Here is a 25,919-nt window from a genome sequence, read left to right on the forward strand (position 1 = left end):
AGACCGCTAAAGGGGAGAAGATCCAAAAGGGATTGCCCTCTCGATATCTGGCGCGGCTCTGGCCAAAGGGGTTTATCCACGCCATTTCATCAAGACACACAACCAGCCGGCATGGCCATGACGCCTAACATGACAGGCTTCGTGGCGACAGCTGCAGACGGTCATTTTCCCTTGATAACCATCGAAATATTGGCCTGCGGCTCTGGCATGTCTCATGCCCGGCAAGCGTCCGTTCGCGAGCGATTCGCTGACATGTTTCGTTGACAAACCGGAATAAAGAAAATAGTCTGAGCAAACTGACCAAATATGGATAGATAGCCCAAATGAGGTTGTCTCCATGACGGAGTGGTACTCATGACCAAGATATGTCACGCTGTATCCGTGATGACGCCCGGACAGATCTGTCCCGTGGCCATAGTCGTTCCGCTGCTTTCATTTGTTGCCTTTGTTCCCTCAGCACATGCCAGGACAGCAGGGAAAATCGAACGCCATGGCGCGTCGGCAATGGTTGGCCATGCGGCGCCCCGTCATGCCCCTAAACCTCTTTTTGCCAGGTCGGTCGAGGGTATTACCGTGATGTCGCCAGTGCATCGCTCGCCAAGTGGCAGAAATGGGCGCGATATTGGTGGCGGTCTCATGACACGTCAGACCGCGACCACAGCACTCAGCACTGTGACCCGCGATTTCGTTGCCACCCAGTCTCCAGCCACGTCGACCTATGAAGTGCTCAGGCTTGTTCCGGGCGTGAACGTCGCGATGACAGACCCTTATAATATGCAGACCGGCAACATCATCGTACGCGGGCTGAGCGGCGATGAGATCGGTTTCATGATGGAGGGCGTGCCGCTCAACAACGTCGGCACCTATGTGACACTGCCGTCGCAATATCCCGATGGTGACAGTATTGAAAAGGAGACCTTGCAACCGACATCGGTCGATCTGACAGCGCCAATGATCGGCGCCGCTGGCGGTCTGACCAAGGTGGATTTGCGTGATCCAGCCGATCACCGGGGCGGAATGCTCAGTGCTTCTTTTGGCTCATATAATATGTACCGTCAGTTCCTGCGCCTCGATAGCGGCAAGATCGGACACAGCGGCGTCAAGTTCTTTTTGGGGTACTCGCATATTCTGGGCGATAACTGGCGTGGTCCCGCTGCGCCATACAGACGCGATCATATCGATTTCAAACTGGTCAAGGACTGGGGCGCAATCGGCCGCAGTCGTCTCGTGGTCGCCTATACCGATTTCAACATGGACCTGCTGACCACACCGACCCTCGCGCAGTATCGTTCCACGGGTGGGAACTACAATTTTGCCAGCAGCTATGCGGGTCAGAATCCTCTCTATTACAAGCTGAGGGGGCAGAATGCGAGCACGGTCATCGTGAGCGCACCGACCGATCTGACACTCAATCATGGTGTCGATGTTTCGCTCACCCCCTATTTTTATGGCGCCTGGGGCGGTTTCGCCTATGGTGCGACGCTGCCGAATTCGGGACGTGCCTATTTCGGCAACCAGCTCGGCACGCTCGATCTCTCAGCGCTAAACAAGGGCACTGGAACCACCACCACCACAAATGTGCCGACCGTTTTTGCCATCGAGCATCCTGGCGTCAATACGCTGCTCTCCTGGAAGAGAGGGATCAACACGCTGCGCGCCGGATACTGGTTTGACTACACGCGTCAGACTTATCAGAACAGTTTTGGCTCGGTCTATAATGACGGGTCACCAGTCGCGAAACTGAATAACGACGACCAGGTTGCCCGCGTGAAGGATGGCAGGATCTATCGCTCGACGGACTGGCTGGCACAGACCTTTACCAATGCCGTTTATCTGGGTGACCGGATTTCGGCTTTTCAGGACCGTTTTCTGGCAGAGGGCGGGATAAAGGCCGTGTGGATCCATCGTCCGGGGCAGAATTTCCTGCCCGGACCGCAGAGCGATGTGGGCCAGAACGCCTTTCAGGTCACACCGCAGATAGGGCTGCGCTATCAGATTACCTCAGAACACCAGATATTCCTGAGCGGCAATACCGCCTTTCGCGTGCCGACAGCCAATTCGATGTTCAATTCCTATAACGGCACGACCGGAACGCTCCTGATTGCAGGCAACAGCAAGCAGAAAAACGAATATTCGATTTCCGAGGAAATTGGCTATCGCTATAGCGGGCATATCCTGTCGGGCAGCGTGTCGTTTTTCAATTACAATTTTACCAATCGTCAGATCTCGACGGCGGCAATCATCAATGGTGGTTCTGTCAGCACCTTTATCAATGCAGGTGGCGAGACCGGGCGTGGCGTCGATATCCAGCTTGGTACAAGGCCGTGGCATCATCTTCGACCTTATGTCTCGGCAGAATATCTGCGCGTGACAACCGATAATAATCTGCTGAACGGGTCGGATTACCTGCCGACCAAAGGCAAGATCGCGCCGCGTGCGCCCAAATATAGTGCGGGCATTGGCCTGACTTACGATGATCATGCCGTGTTTGGTAATGTTGTCGTAAAGTATATGGATAGTCAGTACAGTACTTTTATGAACGATGAGTCGATACCTGCCCATACCAACCTTGATCTCTCGATCGGTTATCGCTTTCACTCCGTTTCTTTCCTGAAGGAGCCTGAATTGCGCCTGAATATCCAGAATCTCGTTGGTGCGACCTATCTTAGCGGATCGAATTCGGTCACAGGTAATGCGCGTGCCGTACGCGGTGTCTATGGCCAGATGATTTCGGGTTCGGCGCCCACTTATCTGCAAGGCGCAGGGCGCGCCTTCATTGGAACCGTGACCGCCGGGTTCTGAAAAGCCATGCCCCCGGAGACATGTATCCCTGACGGATCTAGCTAAGCGAGCCCAATATGAGCCTCAGATATCCCCTGACCTCGATAGAGGATCTACGCCTCGCTGCCAGGCAGCGCCTGCCACGTCTTTTCTACGATTTTGTCGATTCCGGCTCCTGGACAGGATCAACCTATCGCGCGAACGAAGCTGATTTCGAGCGGCTCTTTCTCAGGCAGCGTGTGGGCAAGGATGTACGTGAGCGTACATTGCTCACTCGCCTTCTGGGTCGCCCGGCCAGGATGCCCGTCGTGATTGCGCCAACCGGCGGTGCAGGCTTTCTATATCCTGACGCTGAAATCGCCGCGGCACGTGCTGCGGCGGCAGCCGGAATATCCTATGGCCTCTCGGTTGGTAGTGCCTGTTCACTTGAGGATGTCCGGGCTGGGAGCAACGCTGATATCTGGCTGCAGGTTTCGCTGTTCAAGGATCGGGCCTTTCTAAAGCGTCTGATTGATCGCGCCATTGCGGCTGAATGCGGCGCCCTGATCCTGACGCTTGATTACCATGTAGTAGGGCAGAGGCATTGCGACCTGAAAAATGGGGTTGGCTTCCCACCGCCGGTGACGCCACGCCTTGTGGCCGATATTGCGTCTCATCCGCGTTGGGCGCTGGGTATGGCACGGGCAAAGCATCGCGGTTTCGGCAATGTCATCGGGCATATACCGGGGGTGACGGATATCAAGAGTTTCGGCAAATGGCAGGCCAGCCAACCGTTTGACCTCAATCTTGACTGGGACGCGCTGCGGGTCATCCGGGATCGCTGGCCGGGCAAGCTGCTCATCAAGGGAATTCTCGACCCTGACGACGCTGAAGAGGCGTTGAGGATCGGCGCGGACGGAATCAGCGTGAGCAACCAGGGGGGGCGCCAGATCGATGGCGGGCCATCTTCCATCTCCATGCTGCCAGCCATTGCCGAGCGGGTGGGAGGACGGGCAGAAATGTTTCTTGATGGCGGTATCCGTACTGGCCAGCATATTCTCAAGGCACTGTGTTCGGGCGCCTCAGGCGTGCTGATCGGGCGTGCCGCGCTGTATGGCCTGGCGGCGGGGGGAGAGGCCGGTATGACCAGGTCTCTCTCTTTCCTGCGCAAGGAGCTTGACCATGCGATGGCTTTCTGCGGGATAACGGATATCAGGACCTGCTCGGAGCATCACCTTGTCATGCCGCCAGGGTTTTGAGCATGCTCCTAGTATCCAGCGTGCAAGTTGGGATTTATCTTCATCTTCCGATAATTACAGGAAAATGCTGATGAGCGAGGCGGAGATGCAGAGTAACATGGTCTTGCACAGCCCTATTGGCGACGCGCTTTACAAGGCATTGATCGGCACCTGGCGTCTAATTTCCTACAGCGTTGAAGACCAGGGCACCGCCAGCCTCATCCCTGCCATGGGAAATACACCCCGCGGGCGCGTGATTTTTACCGACGATGGGTGGGTTGCTTTCAACCTCGAGGGAGAAGGGCGCCTGCCCGCGCGATCTGAGGGGGATCGTGCGGCGCTGCTTCAGACGCTGGTTTCGTATATCGGCCGTTTCCGGATAGAGGACGACGCGTGGATCACTTCGATCGAAACAGCGTGGGTTCCTGAGTGGGTGGGGTCCGAACAAAAGCGCTACGTCAGGATTGAGGGGGATGTGGCCCATGTTTCTACCCCTTGGCGTCAGATGCCGAACTGGGCCCCCGACCGGCTGACACGTAGCCTGATTCGTTTCCGCAGGATCCTCGTTTGAAGAGTAGCTGGATGTGACGGTTCGCCGCTGAGGGATCCTTTCTGCCGCATCTACGTTCTGTTGACCTCAAAAATCCGAGTGAGGATATCCATATTATGTCGAACAAATCATGTGTCGCAGCGATCGTTACCTTTGAGCCCAAGGCACGCGATGAGGGCCGAGCCATTCTGAAGGATATTTCCGTCAAGGCAAGGCAGGACGCTGGGTGTTTGCGTTTCGTTGTTTATGAGGACAAGGAAAGGCCTGGTCATTTTGCAATTAACGAAGAATGGGAAACCGATCACCATTTGCAAGATCACCTTTCCTCCGCTCATGTCAAAAGCGCTTTTGATGCGATCGGCAAGGCGGGTGGTGTCATTGTTAACGTCTGGTGCGAAGAAATTTGATCACCGGCCAAGATTGTCCAAGTATATGGACGATCGACGGTTGCAGCAGAGCAAAAGGCACCCAGAAAAATAAGGGGGCTTTGCGTATGCGTTGCGCCTGTTTCCATGTCTCGATCAAGATTTCTTAAATCTTGATTGTTTGGATGTTTGGATAGCTCTGGGCTTAGGACTTATAGCGAGAACATAACGGGCGCGGCGAGGCAGACGGTGGAGGAGAGGACGGTTGGGCATCGGTAGTAGCGTGTGGCGACGCGCCTTCAATCCTTGAGCGGGCCGAACATGATCTCGATATGAGTGCGGCGCCGGTATTTGCGTTTGTCGTAGCTCACGGGCATCGTGCGAGGTCTCCGGCCTGGAATGCAGGGTCAGATCCTTTTTCTCCCAACCCGTCCCTGAACCAATCGGTATTATAGCCGCGATCAACCAGGAGCCATTTTGCCGCGGGAAGAGTGTCCAGCAAGGCAGCAGCCCCAGTGTAATTGCTGATCTGGCCTGCCGTTATGAAGAACCTGATCGGGCGTCCATTTCTGTCCGTCACCGCGTGCAGCTTCATGTTCATGTTGCTCTTGGTCCGCCCGATCAGGCGGCCTGAAGCCCTTTTTGTATCCGCAGGCTCGAGGCCGTGCGATGCGCCCTCAGGTGGGTCGCGTCGATCATGATCGGCTGGTGATCGAGTCTGCCAGCCGCCAGACCATCCATCATCCGGGCAAAGATCCCCATTGCGCACCAACGTTTTCAACGATTGTAAGCGTCTAATGCGAGCCATACTCTCGCGGAGCATCTCGCCAGCGCGCCCGTTGTCGTTCACAAAGATGATGCCGCTCAGCACGTGGCAGTCATCAACGCGAGGTTTACCATGGCTCTTGGGAAATAACGGCCGCAGACGCGCAATATATTCGTCCGTCAGCCAAAGCAGGTCGCTCGACTTTAGTCTTCTTTAGAATTCTGAACCAGGCTTGCCTACTCAAATCAATGGGTCCTGATTCTGAATGATATCCTTCAATTAATAGATGTTAACGAAATCCATTGGTATAATCGTCCTGATGGTCAGTATGAGTCTAGTCAGCTGAAGTCGAAGCCGAGAGGTGCTTTTTCTGACGGGAAAATAAGAGTTTCGATAATTGACATAGCTTTCTCACTCTTAAACGCCGTTGCCAGTCGCTCTGCCTCAGCCTCGTCCAACTTCCTCAAAGCGACCCGCGTCACGTATTTAGCCTTTTCAAGATTGCCGGTCAGCTTGCATTTCATGATCTCTGCCTGTGTCTCACGAGGCAGTTTTGCTGGCGGCATCCAGATGGTCTTCAGCAGGTCCAGATCTCTCCTGGCCCTATCGCACTGGACGACATGGCGTGCTTTCCATGCGGTGATCTCCTCCTGCCTTCGCCTGTCGGCCTCGCGGCAGAGCGTGACAAGCCATTCCCTGCATGTCTCCCGCCTGACGATCTGCTGAAGCAGCTCACGGTTCTCTCTCCGCAGCTGCGCATTGGCTTCTTCGCGTTCGGTCGGCACAGGCAGGCAAAGCGGTTCAGGCGGTGTAGAGCGCAGGCCGAGATGCCAGAATACGGTCTCCAGCAGATAGCGCAGGATCTCGGCCAGCATTTTCGAAAGCCGTTCGATTTCCTCATCGAGATGAGAAAGGCGTTTCTTCTTCGAGAGGACGAACACCTTCTCATGCAGAGCGTCACGCTCCCGCCGTGTTTCCTGCAACTGTTTTCCGGTCTGCCAGAGCTGCCTGCGCGTGTCTTCTATCTGCGCAAACAGCGCTGCGCCTTGTTCATCGACAGAGCGCCGCGGACCATACGCCATGGGCGGTCTTGCATTGAGTACCGTACGGCATGCCCTGGCTTCACATTTCCACTGCCGGATGTAGTGAGCAAAGTTCGGTGGCAGCAAATCGATGCGATCCAGCGAAACGATCTTCGGCTGTTTGGGCGAGGGATGTGACGGCTTTGTTTTTGCAGCCGCTATCGCAAATGCTTCAGGGTCACGCGTCAGTTCCTCGAAGGGCGGTAGAAGCACACCGCTTTGCTCAGCATGACGTTCTATCGCAGCCGTCTCCAGAGCGGCTCGCTCCGTGAGCGGTCTGACCACTGTTCTGATATCACCGTGTTTTGGCCGGGCGGCTTCCTCTACGAGGAGTTGGCGGAAATCCTTCATGCGTGTCTTCGTCAGGCGCGTGAAAGACCCGATCAGCACACCATCAACCGTCTCGATGATATGCGCGCCCTTGCGCGTATCCTGCCGATCTCCAGCACGCATGACCCAACTCTTCGTTTTCAGCAGAGCCCGAAAACGATGCAGCTGATTATCCGACTGAGCCCAGAGGGAAGCGATGGTCTTCTTCGCTTCTACAAGATCCAGCCCCTGTCGTTCGGCCATACGACGTGATTGCGAGGTGTAGGCTGCACGTGGAAGGGGCTGAGGTCCGCGTTTGAATGAGGCTGGAGAGAGTATTTTGTCAGAAGATGCAGGGGCAGGGGCGGTGAGGTTTGCAGTATCAGCCGCCGGTCCCTGCAGGACCGCCTCAACGCGCTCCGCTTCTGCCGTCTTCCCCTCCTGACGCAGGGCTTTGACAATGGCCCGGTCATGTCGACCCGGCACCAGCTGATGCCCGAGACGGATTTCCTCGAGACGGGCGCATTTCTCCAGACGCTGCCAGGAGAAGCGCGAGCTCAGCACATGATTGTCCTGCCATTCGGGCAGAAGAAGATGACCATGGGTGCTGCCATCCTTCTGATGTACGACGAGCGTCATGCGTTCCCTGTCCGCCTGCAGCTCATCGCAGAGCCTGGCGGCAAAAGACGCAAGGGCTTCGTCACTCATGGGCTCGGCAGGGTTGAAGGCGATGTGACGCAGACCATAGCGTATGCCCTCACGTCTTGCTTCCTTCATCCAGTCCGCAAGACACCAATCACTGCCAGAGAGAACGCGTATGGCCTCATTCCTCGCGCTCTGTAGCACATGGCGTGAGACGGCCTGATGGCCGCTGGTCGTCCGGATGCGGGTTTCCTGCACAATCATGCGTTCCCCTCCAGACTATGAGGAGGCTTAGTGCAGTGTTGTGGGCAAGGTCGCTATTGGCTGGGACACTTCCGCCTCTGTCCCTGTCTCCGGTTCGACCATCTTCCGCTGTCGGGACGTCCTTCTTGTCCTCGTCACGCGCATGGATTTGAGCAGGCCATCGACGCGGTCCTTTGTCTTTTCCAGCGCATCCAGAACATCCCCCGCCCGGACGGCATCACCACAATGCGCAGAATGAGCCAGCTGGTTGAGGTTGTTGCCAATGCGCCCGAGCTCGCCCCGCAGCTTGCGCAGTGAGGCACCCACCGCCATCCCGTCGTGACCGGTCAGGGCGGCCTCCTGCAGCAGGGAGCGCACCCAGAGGGCGGTGGTCTCATGACCCAGAAGACGCGCTGTATCGGCCCACGCAGCCAGTTCGTCAGGCGAGGCACGGACGGACAGACGCGAGGAGCGGGCAGGGCGGGTCAGGCTGAGGACAGGATGCGTCACGGGCACAGGAACATGGGGCGAGGCAGACATGGGATGCGCTTTCCATCAAGGGGGTCAACGGGGGCGACAGCCCCCTTGCCAGCTGCTTCGTGCACCCAACGGGTAGCCACGAAGCACTGCTGGCTCAGGGGAGCCAACCCATGTCCTCATGATAGAACAGGACAGGAACAGATGCCGGACAGAACAGGCAGCCTCTGACAAACTCCGTGCAGAATGAGAGGATTTTTCTGCCTTCCGTCTGAGAAGAAACCGCTCTCTTGCGGGCTGTCCCCTCCGCCCTCCCGGAGGGCTTTCCTCAGTTTTCCGCGGTCTCCTGTGAGGCAGTCTCGGCGGTATCAACATTGGCAGCGGCATCGGCGGCAGTCTTAGGTTCCTCGACGGCCTTCAGTCTCACACCGGGACCGAACTGCGCATCCGCCGGGATGAACACCGCCCCGCAGGCTTCGAGCGTTTCGCGCATCGCCCGCAGGGTGCGGATATGGGGTGTGCGGGCATTGGTCTCGAAATCGGCCACCGTGCGATGCGCCATCTCGGCCATCCTGGCCAGGTCACGCTGCGAGAGACCCAGCATGGCGCGGGCGGCACGGCATTGCGAAGCAACAAGCGTCATGGAGGGCTCCGTAGAGGTAAGGGCAAGGGATGGAAGAGATGAGCGAGAGGAAGAGGAAGAGGGACAGGCGATAGGGGACTGGGACAGAAAGCAGGGCAGGAAAATAGATGCCGACACTGCCTCATATGCGTCGCTTTCGAAAGACGCTCGGACGGTTTTCTGGAAAAAAGCCGGGGTTTTTACGTGGTTTAGTGCGCCAAGTGGGAAACAAAGAGTCCAAATGAGATTGTAGGGAGTCCAAATATGGTTTGGAGTCCAAATACGTTGACCATGACATAAGAACGCAGCCATCTGTCGTCTCGAGAAGGAGAACGCAGTTATGGCGCGCTTTGGATATGCCCGTGTGTCGACCGATACGCAGAGTGTCGATGCCCAGCTTCCCACCCTCGAAGCCGAGAAGCTGGACATGATTTTCGTCGAGACCGTGTCAGGTGCTGTTCCTGCCAGAGAGCGTCCCGTCCTTGCCTCGCTGCTGGACCGGCTTCAGCCTCACGACAGTCTTGTGGTGGTGCGTCTCGACAGGCTCGGGCGGGATGCAATCGATATGCTGCAGCTCATCTCCGCGCTGGATGAGCGCAACGTCAGAGTGCGTATTCTTGCGCTGGGCATCGAGACGGGCACGGCCAATGGTCGCCTGTTCCTCACTATCCTGATGGCGATAGCGGAGTTTGAACGCGAGCTCATTCGCGAACGTACCCGTGCAGGGATTGCGGCAGCGCGGGCGGCAGGGCGTCGCATCGGACGGCCCCGTGCACTGACACCGGCGCAGACCCGGCATGTCAGGGCATTGGCGGCACAGGGTCTGTCCATCCGGCACATCGCGTCCGTCATGAATGTCGGACGCGCCACAGTGCATCGAGCGCTAAAGGGCGAGGCTGGACCGCAGCGGGCTGGGCAATCATCCAGCGCCGCTGCCTGAGCCTGACGCTGGGGGTTGCTGTTGCTTCAGTGGCGAGCCCTGTGCATCAGCGCGAGACCTGCCAGACCGCAGGCGGCGACAAGCGCAATCCAGTAGCCGCTATTCCATGAGGTGGCATCAATCAGCGCGGCCGCCTGTTTCTGTACCATGGCCTGCAAATCATGCTGCATCGCGGCGTTGCCGCCGAAACCGCCAAGAAGCTGACCCGTGCTCTGGGCTGCCTCGGCTGCGAGATGATGCAGCCGTGCATGCACGACCAGAGGCAGGGCGAGTAGCAGGAGCAGCGGCAGGGTATTGAGCAGACGCGCCCGGGTAAAACCGAGCCATGGGGTCACCCAGGGCAGGAGCGTGATGGCACAGCCGACCAGGCGCCAGAAGCCGAACGTCACAGTGATGTCCGCGCCACCCGTCTGCACACCGAGTAGCTGGCTCAGCGTGTAATCGAGCCTCATGCCCAGCATGGTATTGCCTGCATCGAGCGTCCATCCCGGCAGAACGTGGAACCCGAGCAGCAAGCCACCCGACATGACCATGCCGGGCAGGGTCATGCGCTCCTTCTGCTGGCGCAGGTAGGGCAACATCACAGCTCCCAGTGAGCCACCATTGCTGCGCAGGGTCTGACCGAATGCGCTCAGCGTCTCATTGGCCAGGACATCGCGCCCCAGAACATGGATGGACGCGATGCGTCCTTCCGGTGTCAGGGTGAAGCTGACTTTCTGGTTCAGGGCGGGGGCTGCCGGTCCCTGCCAGATACCGGAGAGCGTGAACGCGTGTTGTTTCCCGTCAGACACGAGAAGGCCCGGCTGGGTGTCGGGAATACGGATGATTGTGCCGCGATTGGTATCATCAGCATTGACGGTGCCGGGCGAAGAGGAGGGATGGTTCATCGGTCTGTCCTCACAGGGCGGGCTTAACGGTGGCATGCGCGAGTTTGGCGTCAATGGCCGCATTGAGCTGCCGGATGATCTCGGCTGTGATCGCCTGTTCGGCACCGATATCCTCGGCCGTCAGGGTCAGGCTGCGCACGGCGGACGGATTTTGCGGGACGACGCTGACAGCGATGCGCAGCCAGGCCTGTGTCGTGGCAGCGCGCGGGTCTGACGAGGGCGAAGGATCAATCCCGGTGCCATCCGCTTTCTCGATGACGTTGCCGTTTTTGAGAGCGTAGAGCGCGGTTGCGGCACTCCAACCCGATAGCGGCGGCAGATGCGCCGTGTAGTGCGTGGTGAGTTCGGCTCTGAGGGCATCGTATCCGGGCGCATTGAGGGGCGGGTAGGAGACAGTGCGCTCGATGCGGGTCACCACGCCGCCCATGACCGGCGGGGCGAGGGTGACATCGATCCTGTCGTTCCCGCGCTGGCAGGCCAGCGATGCCGGGTAGGACTGGCTCTCGATATCAATGCCCTTATGCGATGTCCGCAATGTCTCGGTCCGGATGCTCGGTTCTGTCTGGCAGTACTGGCGCAGAACACTGGTGGCTTCCGGGGCGGACATGCTGAGCGAGAGGCCCAGTATGGAAGCCTGACCGAGCGCATTGCTCATTCTGGAATAGGTGAGCTTCTGCGTCAGTGCGACGCCGCCATTATCCTGTGTCGCAGGAGCAGTCGGGGGTTCCGTGACGTGCCCCTGACCAAGCGCATTCGCTACATTGACCATGTTGCGGCGGAAAGCTTCCATATCCTGGGCCTGAGCGAGCGGCGTTGGAGCCGCAGACAGCAAGAGGCAGGCGATGACGCGTTTCATGGTTTCTCCCGGAGTGATGTGACGCAGGCCAACACAGGGTCGGGACAGGTGTCAGTCAGAGCCGCCCCGAAAGCCATGACAGGGCAATCATGGGGTTATGGGTGAGCGGGAGCCCGACCATGCGAAACTCTTGCCCTGACTGACTTTCTGGCGGTTCGACCTTGCCCTGGCCGGTTGTGATGACCGGTTCACAATCCGTCGGTTTTGGGACTGCACGGCATTGGGCGGTGCGTCCCGTCTCCAAACCGTGTTCCGAAATCAGCGAGGGGGTTTTCATGACACGGTATGGCTATGCACGCGTCTCGACCGATGAACAGACGCATGATCCGCAGCTTCTGGCACTCGAGCGGGAAGGGGTGAGGGAGATCGTGCTCGATACGGTCTCGGGCGGGGTTCCGGCGGCGTCACGACCGGGTCTGTCGGAACTGCTGGCGAAGCTGCAGCCGGGCGACAGTCTCGTTGCAGCACGCCTCGACCGGCTGGGGCGGACCATGCTCGACGTGATGGGGCTGGTGAGCAGTCTTGTGGAACGTCAGATACGCGTGAGGCTTCTCGATGTCGGGATCGAGACCGGTACGGCAAACGGGCAGCTCTTTCTGACCATCCTCGCGGGGTTCGCAGAGTTCGAGCGCGAGATTATCCGCGAGCGAACGCGGGCCGGGCTGGAGGCGGCACGCCGTAGCGGGTCACGGCTGGGACGGCCTGCGCGGCTGACCGAAAGGCAGCGTGGGCACGCGGTTGAACTGCACAAGGCAGGGAAATCTTTTCAGGAAATTGCGCAGATTATGGCCGTCTCGAAAACCACAATCTGGCGCGCGGTTTCCTGCGAGGCAGAGCGTTCCGGAAATGGAGGTTCCGGGACAGGTGCCCGGGCCGCCTGGCCGGTTCGATTGACACCGGCACAATAATGACCGGTTCCGGGACGGAAAACGTGGTGGAGGGCGCGGGGTTCGGTGCGAGAGGTCGGCTATGAGGGGGGAAGCGGTCAGTCCGCTTCCGAACGGAACGGCTTGGAAACGGACGTCATCTCTGATCCCGAGACGGCCCACTTTGCCCCGACGATTGATCGACGGAGAATGTCTGGCGTGTGGCGCGGCTCGATGAACACGTCGCTCTGTTGCAGAATGCCGCTCCTCAACCGCATGATGCGCGCGTTCGGCGTGACACGTAGGCCGGTCGAAGCTTGATTGGTGAAAAGCTGGGTGATCATGCGCTCATAGATCTTTCAAGCTTCCGTCAACTGTTCATCGCCGTCTTTGACAACAGATGCGAAGTGATCGAAATGTGCTGTAATAGAATATAGGGGCCTTTGCTAGGATAGCTGACGGAGCGGGGTGGATGACGCCCTTTGCGGTTCAGGTCGGTATTGCCCGCTGGTAGAGTCGCGAGACAGGCTTCTCCCCCGCAGATTTCTTGAGGTTGCATGGCTCGCACAGCAGCTGGAGATTGGTGACGTCGTTCGCGCCAAAGCGTGCGAGCGGCACGACATGGTCGTAACGCTCGGTCTCAAGGCGGTTGATCAAGGCTGCCAAGCTGCGCTTGCAGGCTCGGCATTCACCCTTGTCGCGGTAGAATACCGCACGCCGCGCCCACACGGGGATGGCCACCCGCTTCAGCGTGCCGCGGCGGGTCTTCAGTTCGTCGCCGAAGCCGGACATCTCGATCAAATCGGCGCAGAGCCGGTTGAATTTCTGCAAGAAGGCCACGTCGCCGAACAGAACATGAAAGACTTCGTCGGTCAGTTCGTCGAGAGCGTCGTGAAAGCGGGTAGATTCTGCCGCAAAGTCGCAGAAACTGTCCTCGTCTTGGAGGGCCTCTTCCGGAAACGGCACCGCGAAGATCCGCAGGAACTCGCGAAGAAAACGGTGGTCTGAGTCAATGTTGTCGACTTCCTCGGTCACGATATCGACAGAAATCTCGCGGACGAAGTGATGGAGATTGGTGTAGTGGTGGAACGGCCGCATCAGCGCTAGCACTCGCATGTCGCCGAGGATATCCTCGATGCCACGAAGATAGGCACCTGAGTCGCTGACAATGTTGAAGACCGCATTTGCCAGATAGTAGACGCTGAACCCACGCGCCTCGTAATAATTCTTTGGCCGCGGCCGTCTTTCGTTCATTGCCGTTACCCTCCGCTTACTGTCGCCGACACACTAGGAAGCCGAGCATTTGCCAGCGCCTCGGCAGAACGCGCTTGCTCCGAGGTCATCGGATCATCCTCGAAAGCCGAGTGCCCGTGCCTCAGCGATGATCTTCTCGCCGTGCATCGCCTGCTTACGCGACGGCTTCTTCCCGTTGCCAGCCAGTCGCCCGAGGCTGAACGCAAGCGACCGCTGCCATGCCTGAAGGGACTGCGTGTCCTTCGCCCAGGCGGCAAGGTCGAACCAAGTCTGTGACGGGATAGCCGACACGCGCTCGACCTGTTCGGACTCGGCTTCACTTGCCTGTTCCTCGAGGACGCTGGTCGATTTGCTGGTGTGCGCCTTGTCCCCGGACAGCAGGCTGGCTCCGACATCGGCAGAGATTTCGATCTGCGTATCACGGAAGCGCTCCCAGCAGGCTTCTTTCTTGCACCATTCGGTGACGTTCTGGCCCCCGGGCGGGGTTGTGACATGCGCATGGGCGTGGATGCTCAGCACCTCGATGAAGGCCGCAAGCGGCACGGTAAGCTCCTGCGCTAACCAGATAGCATCAAGATCGATGCGCTTGGCCGTGTGGTGGGACAGCCAAGCCAGAAGATAGGTCACGATGTTGGCACGGTAGCCGCCAAACTTCTGCCGAGACACGATCCGCTCAGACTGTCGGAACAGAATCGCGCGCGCCACGCATCGCTCGAAATAACGTCCGTCCGGTTCGAACGCACCGCGCTGGTTCAGCGCGTCCATAAAATCCAGATAGCATTTCTGACCGCCGCGGCTGACAATGTGCGGCAGCTGAGACCAGCTGTGCTCGTATTTGGCGAGGTCGGTCTTCGTGATGAGCTGGTTGCGCGGGTGGATGAGCTCCCACTTTCGACGTTCGGCCTCGGTGCGGTTCTCCGCCAGCGCGTCGTGATACTGTCCGCGCGCGCGCTCGTAGAACCATCGCGACTGCCGCTGCATGCTACCGGACGGCGGCGCCCAGATCGACCGCGACAGCTCCTGCATCCGCCGATGAAACGGATGGTTGGAGGAGAAGTCGGCCATGTTGACCTTGTTCTGGTTGTTCGCCGACTGAGAGATTCTCGGCGCGATCTCCTCGATGTCGCCGTCGCCCAGAATTTCGGTGATCTTGACCGGCACCTGCAGCTGGCTGGCGTCGACCTTATCCTTGCGCCACGCCCGGAAGATCGATCCCGTAGTCTGTCCGCCGTTGACGATCTGGAAGTCATCGACGGACATGAGTTCGGCCGTACCGTCGCCGTGATCCTCGAAGTGAAGACCGGTCGCGGTGACGGAAAGCCCGTTGTTGAACGCCAGAAACATCTGGGGCTCGTCGATGATCGTCTTGCGAATGCCTTGGTTCACCTTGCCCTTCAGCTGGAGAAAGCTGCGCACGTTGCGTTCGAGGAGTCTGGGACCGTGCTGGCGGTACATCTCCACGAGTATGTTGCCGGGGATCATGGTGAGAAGGCAGCGATAGCCGCCGCCGGGCGGTGTTGCGATCACGCAGCGAAGCGTCGCGCCGAGCTTCGGGAAATCGACATGGATCGGCTCACGGCTGGTGCCGGACGACACCGCGCGATGCAGCCGGCGCAGGTCCCAGAGGTGGCTCGACACCTCGATCGAACCGATCATCTGGCTCTCGATCTGGTCGATCGTCGCAAGTCCGTCCGTGATGACGAAGAGGCGGACATGGCTCAGCTCTTCCCGCGCCTCCCAGATCGCCCGGGTCATGTCATACCCGGACAGTGCCTCCTCGCGCTCGCGATGCAAACCGCCCAGCGCCTTTTCGAGATAGGTGCCGATGCGCCTGAACGCCGTATCGATGTCGGCCTTCGCAACGGTTCCTGCGACACCGTCGAGACGCGGCACCACAAGGAAAAGGTCGAGACGGTCGTTGTCTTCGGAGAGGAAGTATCCCGAACAGCGGATGCCACGCGCTTCGACGGGACAGCCGATGCCATCGTCGATCTCGCCCGCATCCACCAGATGCTCGAACATCAGTTCGGCGAACGCCTCGGCGCGCAGCGCGCCATCCTCTGCGGCATCGGCACGGGCAATCACATCCTGCAGGATGTTGACCGCATAGGCTTGGAGTTCGTCCGCCTCAGCCACCGACCGCCTCCACCAGTCCGGCGACGTCATCGTCCCCGATCTCGTAGGAGCCCAGATCGTCGGCGATGATCGAATAGCCGATGTCGCCGACTCCGGCCGGCAGATTGGCATCGGTCAGACGCGGAAACACACCTTCGACGCGAAAATATCGGGCATCGCCGGCCCGCCAGCGGTTGCGGTCGTAGATCGGCGCATGGACGTCGAGATACCCGCCGGCGAGTAGCCGGTCGTTGAGAATGCAGGATGCGGCCGGGTCACCGGCGGCCAGCGCGCGCACGCGCTCGACAACCATGGGGAGCGAGTCCCCGTGCGCCATGCTCTCGTCGAGGTTGAGATAGGCGAGCAGAAGGTTTTCGTGGGAGCGCTCGTCGAGCTGCTTCTCGTTCGCGATCCTGAGACGGGCATGGCGCTTGGCGAGGCTTGTCTTGACCTCAATCGCCAGACCCGATCGGATGAAATCCTGATGCGCAGGATCGGGGCCTGTCCAGCATTCGGCGGCAGCAAGAGGCCCCAGAATCGGGACGAGCAGCCTTTCCATGACAAGCAGCTCGCCGAGCATGCCCCGCTGCCTTTCTTCCGAAAGGCCCTCGACCGGCACCCGCTCGAACAGGCCCTGCCACATGCACAGCCGGTCGATCGCGCAACGCAGCGCAAGAGCTGTGCTTGTCTGAGGCGCGACTATGCCTACGAGGTCGGCCGACATCACGGCAAAGATGTCGAGCAGACGCTCGTCTTCCAGCATGATGCGGATCAGCGTCCTCGGCTCGGCGCTCACCTCGTGGACCACGCGGACGCCGCGACAGGTCGGTATCCTGTCTCCTCCGGGCCGGTGCTCGCCGGCGCCTTCGATCAGCAGTCCCGGACGCCGGCTGGGCCAGAAGACGCAGGCGAATATGTCAGCCGCGGCGTCCACGTCGAGCCGGATGCGCTGCGCCCCGGACGGACTCGGAGCCGCTCCGCCAAGCTCGGCCCACGTCGCGAGAAGCGCTTCGGGGCTCAATCGAAGATCCTTTCGAGCTGCTTCACGCTGTTCTCGGCATAGTCGATGAGCGGCGCATCTTCGTCGAACGGGAAGCTGATCGCGAACCCCATGATCGGCATCCTGTCAGGCATCGCCGCATCGATCGGGTAGATCAGCAGAAGTCCGCGATCCCGGCTTCGCTGTCTGCGGATGAATGGTCCGCTGGCCGTCTTTGGCTCATCCTTCTTGGGGTCCGCCTTCTTCTCCCAGGCGTCGATGGTCTGCTGCATCGCGCGCAGTCTGGCCGAATGATCGAGATCGGCGACTTCGTCTGCCGGGCTGACAAGTCGGCCGATCGTGATGCGTCCGTCGCCGCTCTTTTCGTACTCACGCTGGGTGAGCATGATGGCATATGGCCCCAGACGGCAGGGAATGTCCGTCCGCCCCTGGCCTGCGAGCACGATGGTCCAAGTCTTCAGCTGACCGTTCAAGACGCGATTGCCGACATATTCGGCCAGTGCCTGCGCGTTGGCCTTCCACGAATCGCGGGATGTCTGCAGCTGTCGAAGAAGCGACGTCACGCGCGATCCTTCGACGTCGTCCCACTGGTGACGCCCGGTGCCGGTGCTCCGTGGCAGGTCGTTGATGAAATCAGAGAACGCGTCGAAGTTCGCCTTGGTGTGTGCTGCCTCGAACGACACGGTTTCGGAGATGGTGCCGGAGAAGCCGGCCCGGACCCGGGTTCCGGACCGCATCTTGTTCGCGGCGGTGATCAGCAGGCCGTCGGGATGCGCCCTGACGCGGTGGCCGAACTCCAGCGGCGTCTGGCCGTTGTTGAACGCCAGATCGAACTCCTCGCGCAGTTCGGCGGTCGCGGTCGCAATGTGCCGATACCAGCGGATGAGGGTCGGCGAGGTGTACAGCCTGCACAGGTCGGCATAGCGCGGGCGATAGCCGAACCAGCGGCCCATCTGCATGAGCGTGTCGTACATCTTGGTGGTGCGAATGAAGTAGCTGACCGAAAGACCTTCGAGCGTCAGGCCGCGCGACAGCTTGTCGCCGCCGACGGCGATGACCGAGAGGCCGTCCGGATGATCGGCATAGTCGAGCGTGTCCTTCGCGGACCCGTTGATCTGTCGGACCCGAACCCGCTTGGCCGCGTCGAACAGCTGATCGCGGACCGCTGACCATGCGACCGGCTGGAGATCATGATCGGCTAGCAGAGCGCGCAACTCATCCCCCTTGGTTTCGAACTCCTTCTTCCACAACGCCTCCAACTCGACGATGACAGTGCCGCCAGTGCCAGGAAACTCGAGCTGGCGCACGACATCGACAAGAAACTCGTCGACGAGCCGCGCGACCTTCTCTTGAATGGCGACCAGTCGCGTAACGTGGATGAGCATCGAATTGTCGACGTTGACGTCGCCGCGCACCCGTCGCGCCGCACAGACTAGCAGGAAGGCCAGCATCGCTTCCTCGAGCGAGGCCGGCAGCTCCGTCACCGGATGGTTTTTCTTGTGGCCGGGCGGGAAAATGGCCACGGCGTCGGAAATGCGCCTGATGATCGACAGTCCCGTTGCATCGCCGTTCGCGCCCGGCCGATCGACGCCGAAGACGCGCTCGGGGCCGATGTAGTTCGAGGGTGCCGGCAGATTGACGATGAAGCTCGCCGGGAACAGGTCCCTGCCAGCATCCCGATGCGTCGCCTCATGGTGCATGAACACGTTGGCAAAGGGCGTCGCGGTGTAACCGACGTAAGCGCTCTTCTCGAACGTGACGAGCAGCTTGCGGATGAGCATGTTGGTCTTCGTCGGATCGGCATCCTCGTCGATAGTGCCGTCGTCATTGCGATATTCGTTGGTGTTCGCTGATGCGTTGTCGGCCTCGTCGTCGATGACGAGCATGGGCACGTCCCGGACGATCTTGCCGCCGGGCGTCCCGGGATCGTCAGTGCCGCGGACTGACTTCACCCACGCCAGCAGGTTCTCGAGGATACTGACACGTTTCTTGACCACCAGGATGATCGGGTCGCGACCGCCGGGCACGAGACGCGTGCCGTTGGCGGTGGCCGCCTTGAAGTCCCCGCCATCCGCGCTGCTGGTCAGGGAATGCGCGACTAGGAACGGCGCGCTCGGCATCTTCCCGGCACCGATGCGCTGATTTTCCTGATCGTCGGCGAGCAGGCTCAGCCGGGTGTCGAAGCCGAGAAAGCCTTCGTCGATACGCAGCTGGGTCTGGCTCCGGAGGCTGTTGTGGACGCCTGCAAGGACGATGACGAGGGGATAGCCGGCGTCGACTGCCTTGCAGATGAGCGCGGTGTAGTTCGAGGTCTTTCCGGACTGGACGTCACCAACGACCAGACCGCGTCGGTCCCAGGCACCAGCCGTCTCCGGATTTCGAAGCCTATCGAGGATGTCGTCGGTCATTCGGTCGAGCTGCACGAGCGGACCGCTTGCCCATCGCTTGCCCCGATCCATCCAGTGCCGATACCGCTCCCAGAACTGGAACGGGCGATTTTCCCGCGCGGTCTTGATCCAGGCGACGAACTCTTTGTCGTCGATGATCGAATAGCCGCCGACCAAGGTGTTGTTGCGGGCTTCCAGTTCGCGCAGCAGCCGGGTGCGATCGACAGTCGTATAGGGCGGCATTGCCAAGATGATGTCGACCGTGCGCTCGAGAGCCTCCTGCGTGATCCGCGGCTCCAGTTCGAGCAGCGCGTTCGCGGCGCCATAGGCGCTGCGAAGCTGCTGTTCTGGTGTTCCTGTCGACATCCTTCCCCCCGATTCCGCTTCTATTTCTTTCTGCCCGCCGTCTCGCGTGCAACCTTGTCGAGGAACGCCGTCACGATGTCGGGATGGTTGTTGAACGGCTCCATCGCCAGAAGCGTCCGCGCCGCCTCGACCCTATCGCGGCCTCCCTCGATCAAAGCGTCGAACACTGCCTTCATAGCGAGCTGCAGTTCCTTTGCAGCCCCTTCGAACGGCTGCCCGAACGCATCCGGCTTCTCGGCATTCTTGATGACGATCAGCGGCGCCGGAATGGTCTGCTCGATGAGGCTGAAGAGCGCCTGTACTGGCGCGCGCTCCTCCGCGCCGTCGAGAACCTTCCGGACCAGCGGATGGTCGCGATTGATCCGATAGAACGACTTTCCGTGCTTCGTTAGATGGGTCCACAGGAACGCTTCCGTGGCACTGAGCTGACGCTGGATGATCTTGCCGCGATGCCGGTAGATGCTCGAAGCGCGGGTGCGCGCGGCCCGCGCGATCCGCTGCAGATCGCGACGCAGCGCTGCGGGCGGCCGTGCGCGCGACTTCTTCACGTCGATCTGCCACAGCAGGTCGGCGGTGTTCGGCAGGTCGATGCGGATGCGGGCGAGCTTGAAATGCTCCTCTTTCTGCATGCCGAGGCCAAGCCAGTCACCTGCGACCAGCAGCCTACGATTGCGATAGATGTAGAAGCCCTGATGGGCATTCCATCCCTTCGGGCCGGCAGCCGCCTGGTGCTGGTCGGCAGTGATCCGGCTGTGATGTGGTAGGATGTAGGGCTTCACCTCCGCCCGCTGGCCATCCGAGATCAGGGTCTCGGCCGAAAGCGGCTCGGTGAACTTGATGTCCTCGAGGAACGGATCCCATGGTTCGATGGCCCGCCCGTTCATGTGGATCGTGATGGCGCCACGACCGCGCAAGAAGCGGTGAAAGACCATCGCCAGATGCTGCTTCACGGCATCGGCACGCTCCCGGAAATGCTTCTGTGCGGTGTCGTCGTTGGCGGGCGCCGTTCCGACGAGCACATCCAGTCGATCCCAGAAGAGGATCGTGCCGCTCGGCTGTCCCTTCAAAAGTTCATGGTCCGCATCGTCGAGCAGGTCCGGACGCTTGAGCAGCCGCCACTCGCTGGTTCCTGTCGATGCGATGTAGTCAAGATCCCAGCGACGCAGCGCCTGATCGAATCCGGCGGCCTTCGTCAGGACCGTCAGGCATCGGCACTGCGAGATCGAAGCGGTCTTCATGCCAAGGCCGAAGCGCCCGAGATCGTTCTTCAACCGATCGGCCAGCGGACTGTGACTACCCGGCTTCATCGCCTGCAACAGCTCGGCCTCCGCCATGCCGCGCCCATCGTCGCGGATGATGATGCGCGATTCCGGCCCGGCCCACTTCATGTCGATCCAGACGTTACGCGCCTGCGCGCTGATGCTGTTGTCTATGATGTCGGCAAGAGCCGTCGGCAGATCATATCCGAACGCGCGAAGCGATTCGAAAAGCTCGGCCGCGCCGGGGCTGGCGAGATCATAGTCAGCCGACACTGCTCAGCCTCGACTCCTCGGCCACTTCTTCGGCCTCGGCGGTGCCAGCATTGAGGATCATCCAGAGCGCTTCGCCGATCCAGCGTGCGAGCAGCGGCGGCACCGCGTTGCCGACTTGGATGTACTGCTGGGTGCGATTTCCCTTGAAGAAATAGTTGTCCGGGAATGTCTGGAGCCGCGCCGCTTCGCGGACCGATAGGCTGCGACACTGGAGCGGGTCCGGATGGATGAAATAATGGCCATCCTTCGAGATGTGGCTCGTGACGGTGGTCGAAGGGCCGCCGGAGAGCTGGACACGGAATCGGTCGGCGAACTTGCCGGAGTTCCAGTTGTCGTGATCCGGTGCGAGTTCTTCCGGAAAGTCGGCGGCCTTCGGCGATCGGACAGCGACCTCCGCGAACACCGCCGCGAAGAAATACCGCGCGAGATCGCTCGCCATGTGGCTGCGCGACGCGTGGTTGGGCAGATTGCGGAGCCGATCGTCGACCAGCCATGAACGCAGGTCCGCCGGACAAGCGGCGGCAATGCCGGTCCCGACGCCTTCGCGGCCGGGAAGCCCGTTCAGGCCGCGAAGGCGCGAGAGATAGTCCTTCGCCAGCGCCTCGAACCTCTCCTGCTGATCGTCGTCGAGGCCGGTTTCCATCTCGGCGACGAAGGCCATGGCCGTCTCGACCACGCGCCGCCACTCGGTCTCGTCGTCCGGCTCTCGGCTCAGGCCGCTGCGGAGGCGCGGCATCCCGTCGATGACGTTCCCGACGGTCGCCTTTAGCGTGTGCCGCGTCATCAGGTCGGCGAGCGAATTGTCCGGCAGACCTTCGGCAAGATCGGCGCGCAGTCCGACCACGATGACGCGGTGGCGCGCCTGCGGAACTCCAAAATCCTCGGCGCGGACGATGAAATCCGATGCCCGGGGTTCGAACGGCGTGAGGTCGAGCTGCCGGCGCGAGCGCGGATCAAGCGCGATCAGCTTGTAGCGCGTCGCGCCGGGTCGTTCTCCCCGGAGATCGCGCAGCACCTGATCGAAGATGCGGTTCTGGCCGTCTACCGACGACGACAGCATGCCCTTCACATTTTCCATGACGAAGGCGGCAGGGCGCAGACGGTCGAGGATGCGGATGTATTCCCGGTAGAGGAAGTGTTTCTCGTCCTCGCTTGCGACGTAGTCCTTCTTGCCCTGATTGCGGGCGCGTCCGACGAGCGAATAGGCCTGACACGGCGGCCCGCCGATCAGGATGGCATTGCCCTCGCTCTCGGCACGGATCGCGTCGAGCCGCGCATTCAGGCGGGTCTCGGGATTCTCTTGGCCCAGCTCCATCAGCCATGCCTCGTCGACCGCCGCGGCCCACTGCTCTGGGTGGGTCTCCGACCAGTCCGGCTCGTCGCCGCCATAGTTTATGAAGGTGTAGTATGCGTCGGGAAGGGCGTCGGGGAACTGCCGCAGAAAGCTTCTCAGGCGAAGCGTCGAATGTGCCGACGGTTCCTTCTCGATCGACAAGGAGATGTGGAAGGCGCGCTCGCCATCGCCCGCTTGAACGCTCGAAAATCCTTCGGCGAGCCCCCCCGGACCTGCAAAAATGTCAACGACGGAATATGTTGGCAAGAATCGTGCGCTCTCGGTTCCTGTTGTATGTGCCATAGAGAATAACAGGTCCAGATGAGAACGATAGAGCGAAGTCCATGGCGGATGTAGTTGATCCGGAAACAAGATCGCGAATGATGGCAGGCATCCGAGGCAGGAACACGTCTCCGGAGCTGGTGCTGCGCAGGAAGCTCCATGCTGCGGGACTTCGATATCGACTGCATGGTTCGAAGGTGCCCGGCAGGCCGGACATCGTGCTCGCAGGCAGAGGGATCGCGATATTCGTTCACGGCTGCTTCTGGCATCGGCATGATGGCTGCCACTGGTGTTCGACACCGTCATCGAACGCTGACTTCTGGTCCAGCAAGTTCGAGCGCAACATCGCTAGGGACAGGCAGGTGCTAAAGGCGCTATTGGCTGAGGACTGGCGCGTCGCCGTGGTTTGGGAATGCGGACTGCGCCCGACTCACGTCGACCGCACTGTCGAGGCGCTGCTGGACTGGATCAAGGATCCCAAATTATCGCCGTGTTTCGAAAGCGATCTCGTCAGACCGCGAGGCACCACCGTTCGTTGAGGCCTTTTTGCAAAGTTTGTGCCTGCGATCGAAACACGGAGGCATGCGAGGTGTCGGAGGCGCGGCGCCTGCAGGCTCTGGAGAAATATAAAACGAAGCTGAAGCGACTTTAGGTGTTTGGTCCCGGGTTCTGATGGTGCATTCTTTTCGGCGGAATGGAAGGAAGCACTATGGGGCAGGTTCACCACGGGAGCGCCATAACGACAGCGGCAGTCCGTCGAGCGATACAAGATAGTCAAGCGAGCCTGAAGACACTGCGGGGCCTGACACCCTACGAATTTATTTGCCAGCAATGGCAGCAAGAGCCATCAAGGTTCGTGCAAAACCCGCACCATCAAAACCCGGGACCAAACACCTAAAGCAACCGGCGAAAAGTAATGCGTCGCTGATGGCAAAAATTCAGTTTATGATTGAAAGGTTTTGTCCCATAGCTGAAAAATTGGAACGCTCCGCCGATATCATCGATAGAATATTTCAAGAGGTCTGGCTTACAACTAACGGTTATAGCGTGTCGCACTAGAGTCTGCCGTTCACCTGAATAAGCAGTGGCTTGCCGGAGCTTGAGACATTCGAAGGCTATTACATGTAAACCTGTGAGGGATGTGTCGTAGCTCTAACCAATCTTCAGCGACGCGTGGCCCTGCTAAACCGCTCCTGAATTGGAAGAGACTATTTTTTATAGCCGTGCGCCACGTCCGCTTCGAGCAGGTATGAAATTGTACTCCTACGTCAGGAAAGAGGCGGAAGCGGACGAACTGATGTCTAAAGATGAGTCTCCGCTCAACTTTCGGGAATTGCTAAATCAAGCGTCTCGTAACCGATCGCGTCGACAACACGCTTGAGGTTAGGGACGTCAATCGCGGATGTGTAGTTCATGGTCCCCTGGCTGCGATGCGTCGCCTCATGCCCCAAGAGACGGTCAATCCAGATCTCCCGTAGTTCATGCCCGGTATTGCGCAGCTTGGTCGAGACTGTGTGGCGGAAGCTATGGAAACAGACTTCCCTGGGGAGTCCGGCTCTGCTTCGCAGGCGCGCAAAGGCCTGAGAGAAGCTTGCCGAGCGGTCGCCGGTTTTCGTAACGACAAGATCCGGGAACAGCCAGACCTGATCGGGCTTCATGAAAGACAGAATACCCTTTGCAATCAGCTCAGGGTGGATTGGTACGATGCGTGTGCCTGCCTGTGTCTTCGGGGACCATCCATTCTCGTCGTGCGGGCGGATCTGAAAGCAGGCGACACCTTCGATATTCTTGATGTCGGCGCAGCGCAGGTTGCAGATCTCACCGAGTCTCATACCTGTATAGGCCGCAATATTGATGATTGCGGCTGCCGTGCGTGCAGAGGGAATGCGGCTCGACCATGGTGTCGTACTGAGCTGCGCCAGCTCAGCATCGCTGAAGCAGCGTCGTTCGACCTTCTTCGTGACATGGTAGTCCCAGCCTGCCCAGACATTGCGTGACACCAGATCACGCTGCAACAGGAGCGCCCAAAGAGCGGAGAGACGAGAGAAGTGGTTCTTGACCGTCTTGGCGCTGATGGTCTCGAGCTTCTCGGTTTCAGCGCGCGCGACCTCGTCACGGATCGAACGACCGTTGCGCTCCTTGCCGTGGGTGGAGGGAAGACGGAAGAGGAGATCACGGAACTCGCCAGCCGTCTCGCCGGTAATCCGTTCAACCTCCATGTCGCCGAAGGCATCGATGAACATAGTAAGCGCTTTGCGCGTGCCGCGTTTCGTATCCTCTGAGCGATTGGTATCCGGGTAAATAAAACGCTCCGCAGCCATGCTGACCGTCAGAAGCTTTGAGCGGGAGCCGGAGCTTGCAAGCTTTTTCCTTGGCGTGGATGGTTTGCGTGGGTCTGGTTCAGCAGTCAGCGGCACTGGGGCGATAGGTTCGCTCTTCGTAGCGGTTCCAATGTCGACAACGATGCTTTTCAGGAGATCGACCTGAGCGGCCAGATTGGCGGCCTCCGCACGCGCTTCAGGCAGATCCTTCTTCACGATTTTCCGCATCGTTTCGAGCCGCTCGGTATCCTTGGCAAGATAGGGGCCGATGATGGAGAGAAAACGCGTTACAAGGTTGTTGAACTCGAGGAAGCGTACCTGAACCTCTGTCATTTCCCTTTCATGCTTGAGTTCGAGCAGGCGCATTTCGATGGCATGGGCAGACTCGGTATCGCGAACGAAGCTTTCATAAAAAGTGATGATCTCATCCGGTGTGGGCGGTCGGGCTTTCGAGTCACTCATGGCGCGCACCTTGTCGAAGAACTGTCCGGTCCGGTCATATAGCTGTGCCGCCCGTCTGCGAGCCTCGAGTTTAGCCGAAGTATCAAGCGAAAGGGAGATCTCGGACCGCCTCAGGAGAGGCTGAATATCCTTCGGCACGGCCCTGCGAAAATGGTAGCGGGACCCGATCAGACGCAGCATCAAAATTTCCCATTCTGGGAAGAATTCCGGGAAAACCCCGGTTTGACGCGATGAGAGACAAAAAACCCATCAATTTCAATGAGA

20 protein-coding genes and 2 pseudogenes are annotated in these 25,919 nt (G+C 59.7%); 8 read left to right on the forward strand and 14 right to left on the reverse strand.

The window, feature by feature from the left end; translation table 11 throughout:
• The first annotated feature begins 354 nt into the window (after nt 1-354).
• The 4 genes from AAID99_RS00080 to AAID99_RS00095 all read left to right on the forward strand — a co-directional run bounded on the left by AAID99_RS00080 (nt 355) and on the right by AAID99_RS00095 (nt 4,955).
• Complete coding sequence (locus tag AAID99_RS00080) at nt 355-2,802, forward strand: TonB-dependent receptor (RefSeq protein WP_498492600.1); 2,448 nt, start codon at nt 355-357, stop codon at nt 2,800-2,802.
• A 56-nt stretch (nt 2,803-2,858) separates the two neighbouring features.
• Nucleotides 2,859-4,019: an alpha-hydroxy acid oxidase gene (locus AAID99_RS00085; RefSeq protein ID WP_498492602.1), complete on the forward strand. Its 1,161-nt coding sequence runs from the start codon at nt 2,859-2,861 to the stop codon at nt 4,017-4,019.
• Between the two features lie 70 nt (nt 4,020-4,089).
• Nucleotides 4,090-4,569, forward strand: coding sequence for a lipocalin-like domain-containing protein (locus AAID99_RS00090; protein WP_498492604.1), 480 nt, complete (start codon nt 4,090-4,092; stop codon nt 4,567-4,569).
• Nucleotides 4,570-4,664: 95 nt separating this feature from the next.
• Entirely contained in the window at nt 4,665-4,955 is a 291-nt protein-coding gene (locus tag AAID99_RS00095) for a putative quinol monooxygenase (RefSeq protein WP_498492606.1), read from the forward strand.
• Nucleotides 4,956-5,125: 170 nt separating this feature from the next.
• On the opposite strand, the pseudogene AAID99_RS00100 reads toward AAID99_RS00095, so the two are convergent.
• From AAID99_RS00100 to AAID99_RS00115, 4 genes and pseudogenes are all read right to left on the reverse strand, one after another.
• Nucleotides 5,126-5,871 (reverse strand): annotated as a pseudogene (locus tag AAID99_RS00100) (IS5 family transposase).
• A gap of 146 nt (nt 5,872-6,017) precedes the next feature.
• On the reverse strand, nt 6,018-7,976 hold the full coding sequence (locus tag AAID99_RS00105; protein WP_498492608.1) for a hypothetical protein: 1,959 nt from the start codon (nt 7,974-7,976) through the stop codon (nt 6,018-6,020).
• Nucleotides 7,977-8,003: 27 nt separating this feature from the next.
• A complete protein-coding gene (locus AAID99_RS00110) occupies nt 8,004-8,495 on the reverse strand; it encodes a MobC family plasmid mobilization relaxosome protein (RefSeq protein ID WP_498492610.1) in 492 nt (163 codons plus the stop codon).
• Between the two features lie 265 nt (nt 8,496-8,760).
• Nucleotides 8,761-9,075: a helix-turn-helix domain-containing protein gene (locus AAID99_RS00115; RefSeq protein WP_498492612.1), complete on the reverse strand. Its 315-nt coding sequence runs from the start codon at nt 9,073-9,075 to the stop codon at nt 8,761-8,763.
• Nucleotides 9,076-9,394: 319 nt separating this feature from the next.
• Here AAID99_RS00115 and AAID99_RS00120 point away from each other — a divergent pair, with 319 nt between their 5' ends.
• Entirely contained in the window at nt 9,395-9,994 is a 600-nt protein-coding gene (locus tag AAID99_RS00120; RefSeq protein WP_498492614.1) for a recombinase family protein, read from the forward strand.
• A gap of 26 nt (nt 9,995-10,020) precedes the next feature.
• Here AAID99_RS00120 and AAID99_RS00125 read toward each other — a convergent pair whose 3' ends face one another.
• Nucleotides 10,021-10,881, reverse strand: coding sequence for a hypothetical protein (locus AAID99_RS00125; protein ID WP_498492616.1), 861 nt, complete (start codon nt 10,879-10,881; stop codon nt 10,021-10,023).
• A gap of 10 nt (nt 10,882-10,891) precedes the next feature.
• Nucleotides 10,892-11,737 (reverse strand): hypothetical protein, encoded by an 846-nt coding sequence (locus AAID99_RS00130; RefSeq protein WP_498492618.1) that lies wholly within the window; start codon nt 11,735-11,737, stop codon nt 10,892-10,894.
• Between the two features lie 275 nt (nt 11,738-12,012).
• On the opposite strand from AAID99_RS00130, the gene AAID99_RS00135 reads away from it, so the two are divergent.
• Nucleotides 12,013-12,645, forward strand: coding sequence for a recombinase family protein (locus AAID99_RS00135; RefSeq protein ID WP_498492620.1), 633 nt, complete (start codon nt 12,013-12,015; stop codon nt 12,643-12,645).
• 77 nt (nt 12,646-12,722) lie between these two features.
• Here the strand turns inward: AAID99_RS00135 and AAID99_RS00140 are convergent, their stop codons facing one another.
• The 7 genes from AAID99_RS00140 to AAID99_RS00170 all read right to left on the reverse strand — a co-directional run bounded on the left by AAID99_RS00140 (nt 12,723) and on the right by AAID99_RS00170 (nt 22,857).
• The gene (locus AAID99_RS00140; protein WP_498492622.1) at nt 12,723-12,947 is read right to left on the reverse strand and encodes a hypothetical protein; all 225 of its coding nucleotides are present in this window, start codon (nt 12,945-12,947) and stop codon (nt 12,723-12,725) included.
• Between the two features lie 145 nt (nt 12,948-13,092).
• Complete coding sequence (locus AAID99_RS00145) at nt 13,093-13,857, reverse strand: HNH endonuclease (RefSeq protein WP_498492624.1); 765 nt, start codon at nt 13,855-13,857, stop codon at nt 13,093-13,095.
• A gap of 93 nt (nt 13,858-13,950) precedes the next feature.
• Nucleotides 13,951-15,993 carry an AIPR family protein gene (locus AAID99_RS00150; protein ID WP_498492626.1) on the reverse strand — a complete coding sequence of 681 codons (2,043 nt, stop codon included), beginning with the start codon at nt 15,991-15,993 and terminating at the stop codon, nt 13,951-13,953.
• The gene (locus AAID99_RS00155; RefSeq protein ID WP_498492628.1) at nt 15,986-16,993 is read right to left on the reverse strand and encodes a PD-(D/E)XK motif protein; all 1,008 of its coding nucleotides are present in this window, start codon (nt 16,991-16,993) and stop codon (nt 15,986-15,988) included. Before AAID99_RS00155 ends, AAID99_RS00150 begins: the two co-directional genes overlap by 8 nt.
• A complete protein-coding gene (locus AAID99_RS00160) occupies nt 16,990-19,725 on the reverse strand; it encodes a Z1 domain-containing protein (protein WP_498492630.1) in 2,736 nt (911 codons plus the stop codon). The genes AAID99_RS00155 and AAID99_RS00160 overlap by 4 nt, the downstream gene beginning before the upstream one ends.
• Nucleotides 19,726-19,745: 20 nt before the next feature.
• Nucleotides 19,746-21,257: an ATP-binding protein gene (locus tag AAID99_RS00165; RefSeq protein WP_498492632.1), complete on the reverse strand. Its 1,512-nt coding sequence runs from the start codon at nt 21,255-21,257 to the stop codon at nt 19,746-19,748.
• A complete protein-coding gene (locus AAID99_RS00170; RefSeq protein WP_498492634.1) occupies nt 21,247-22,857 on the reverse strand; it encodes a DNA cytosine methyltransferase in 1,611 nt (536 codons plus the stop codon). Before AAID99_RS00170 ends, AAID99_RS00165 begins: the two co-directional genes overlap by 11 nt.
• A 77-nt stretch (nt 22,858-22,934) precedes the next feature.
• On the opposite strand from AAID99_RS00170, the gene AAID99_RS00175 reads away from it, so the two are divergent.
• On the forward strand, nt 22,935-23,411 hold the full coding sequence (locus AAID99_RS00175; protein ID WP_498492636.1) for a very short patch repair endonuclease: 477 nt from the start codon (nt 22,935-22,937) through the stop codon (nt 23,409-23,411).
• 245 nt (nt 23,412-23,656) lie between these two features.
• A pseudogene (locus AAID99_RS00180) lies at nt 23,657-23,770 on the forward strand (IS481 family transposase); the annotation flags it as partial.
• 421 nt (nt 23,771-24,191) lie between these two features.
• Here the strand turns inward: AAID99_RS00180 and AAID99_RS00185 are convergent.
• Entirely contained in the window at nt 24,192-25,835 is a 1,644-nt protein-coding gene (locus tag AAID99_RS00185; protein WP_498492638.1) for a DUF6538 domain-containing protein, read from the reverse strand.
• Nucleotides 25,836-25,919 lie beyond the last annotated feature (84 nt).

This window comes from Asaia sp. Ae19-3 (assembly GCF_059801175.1).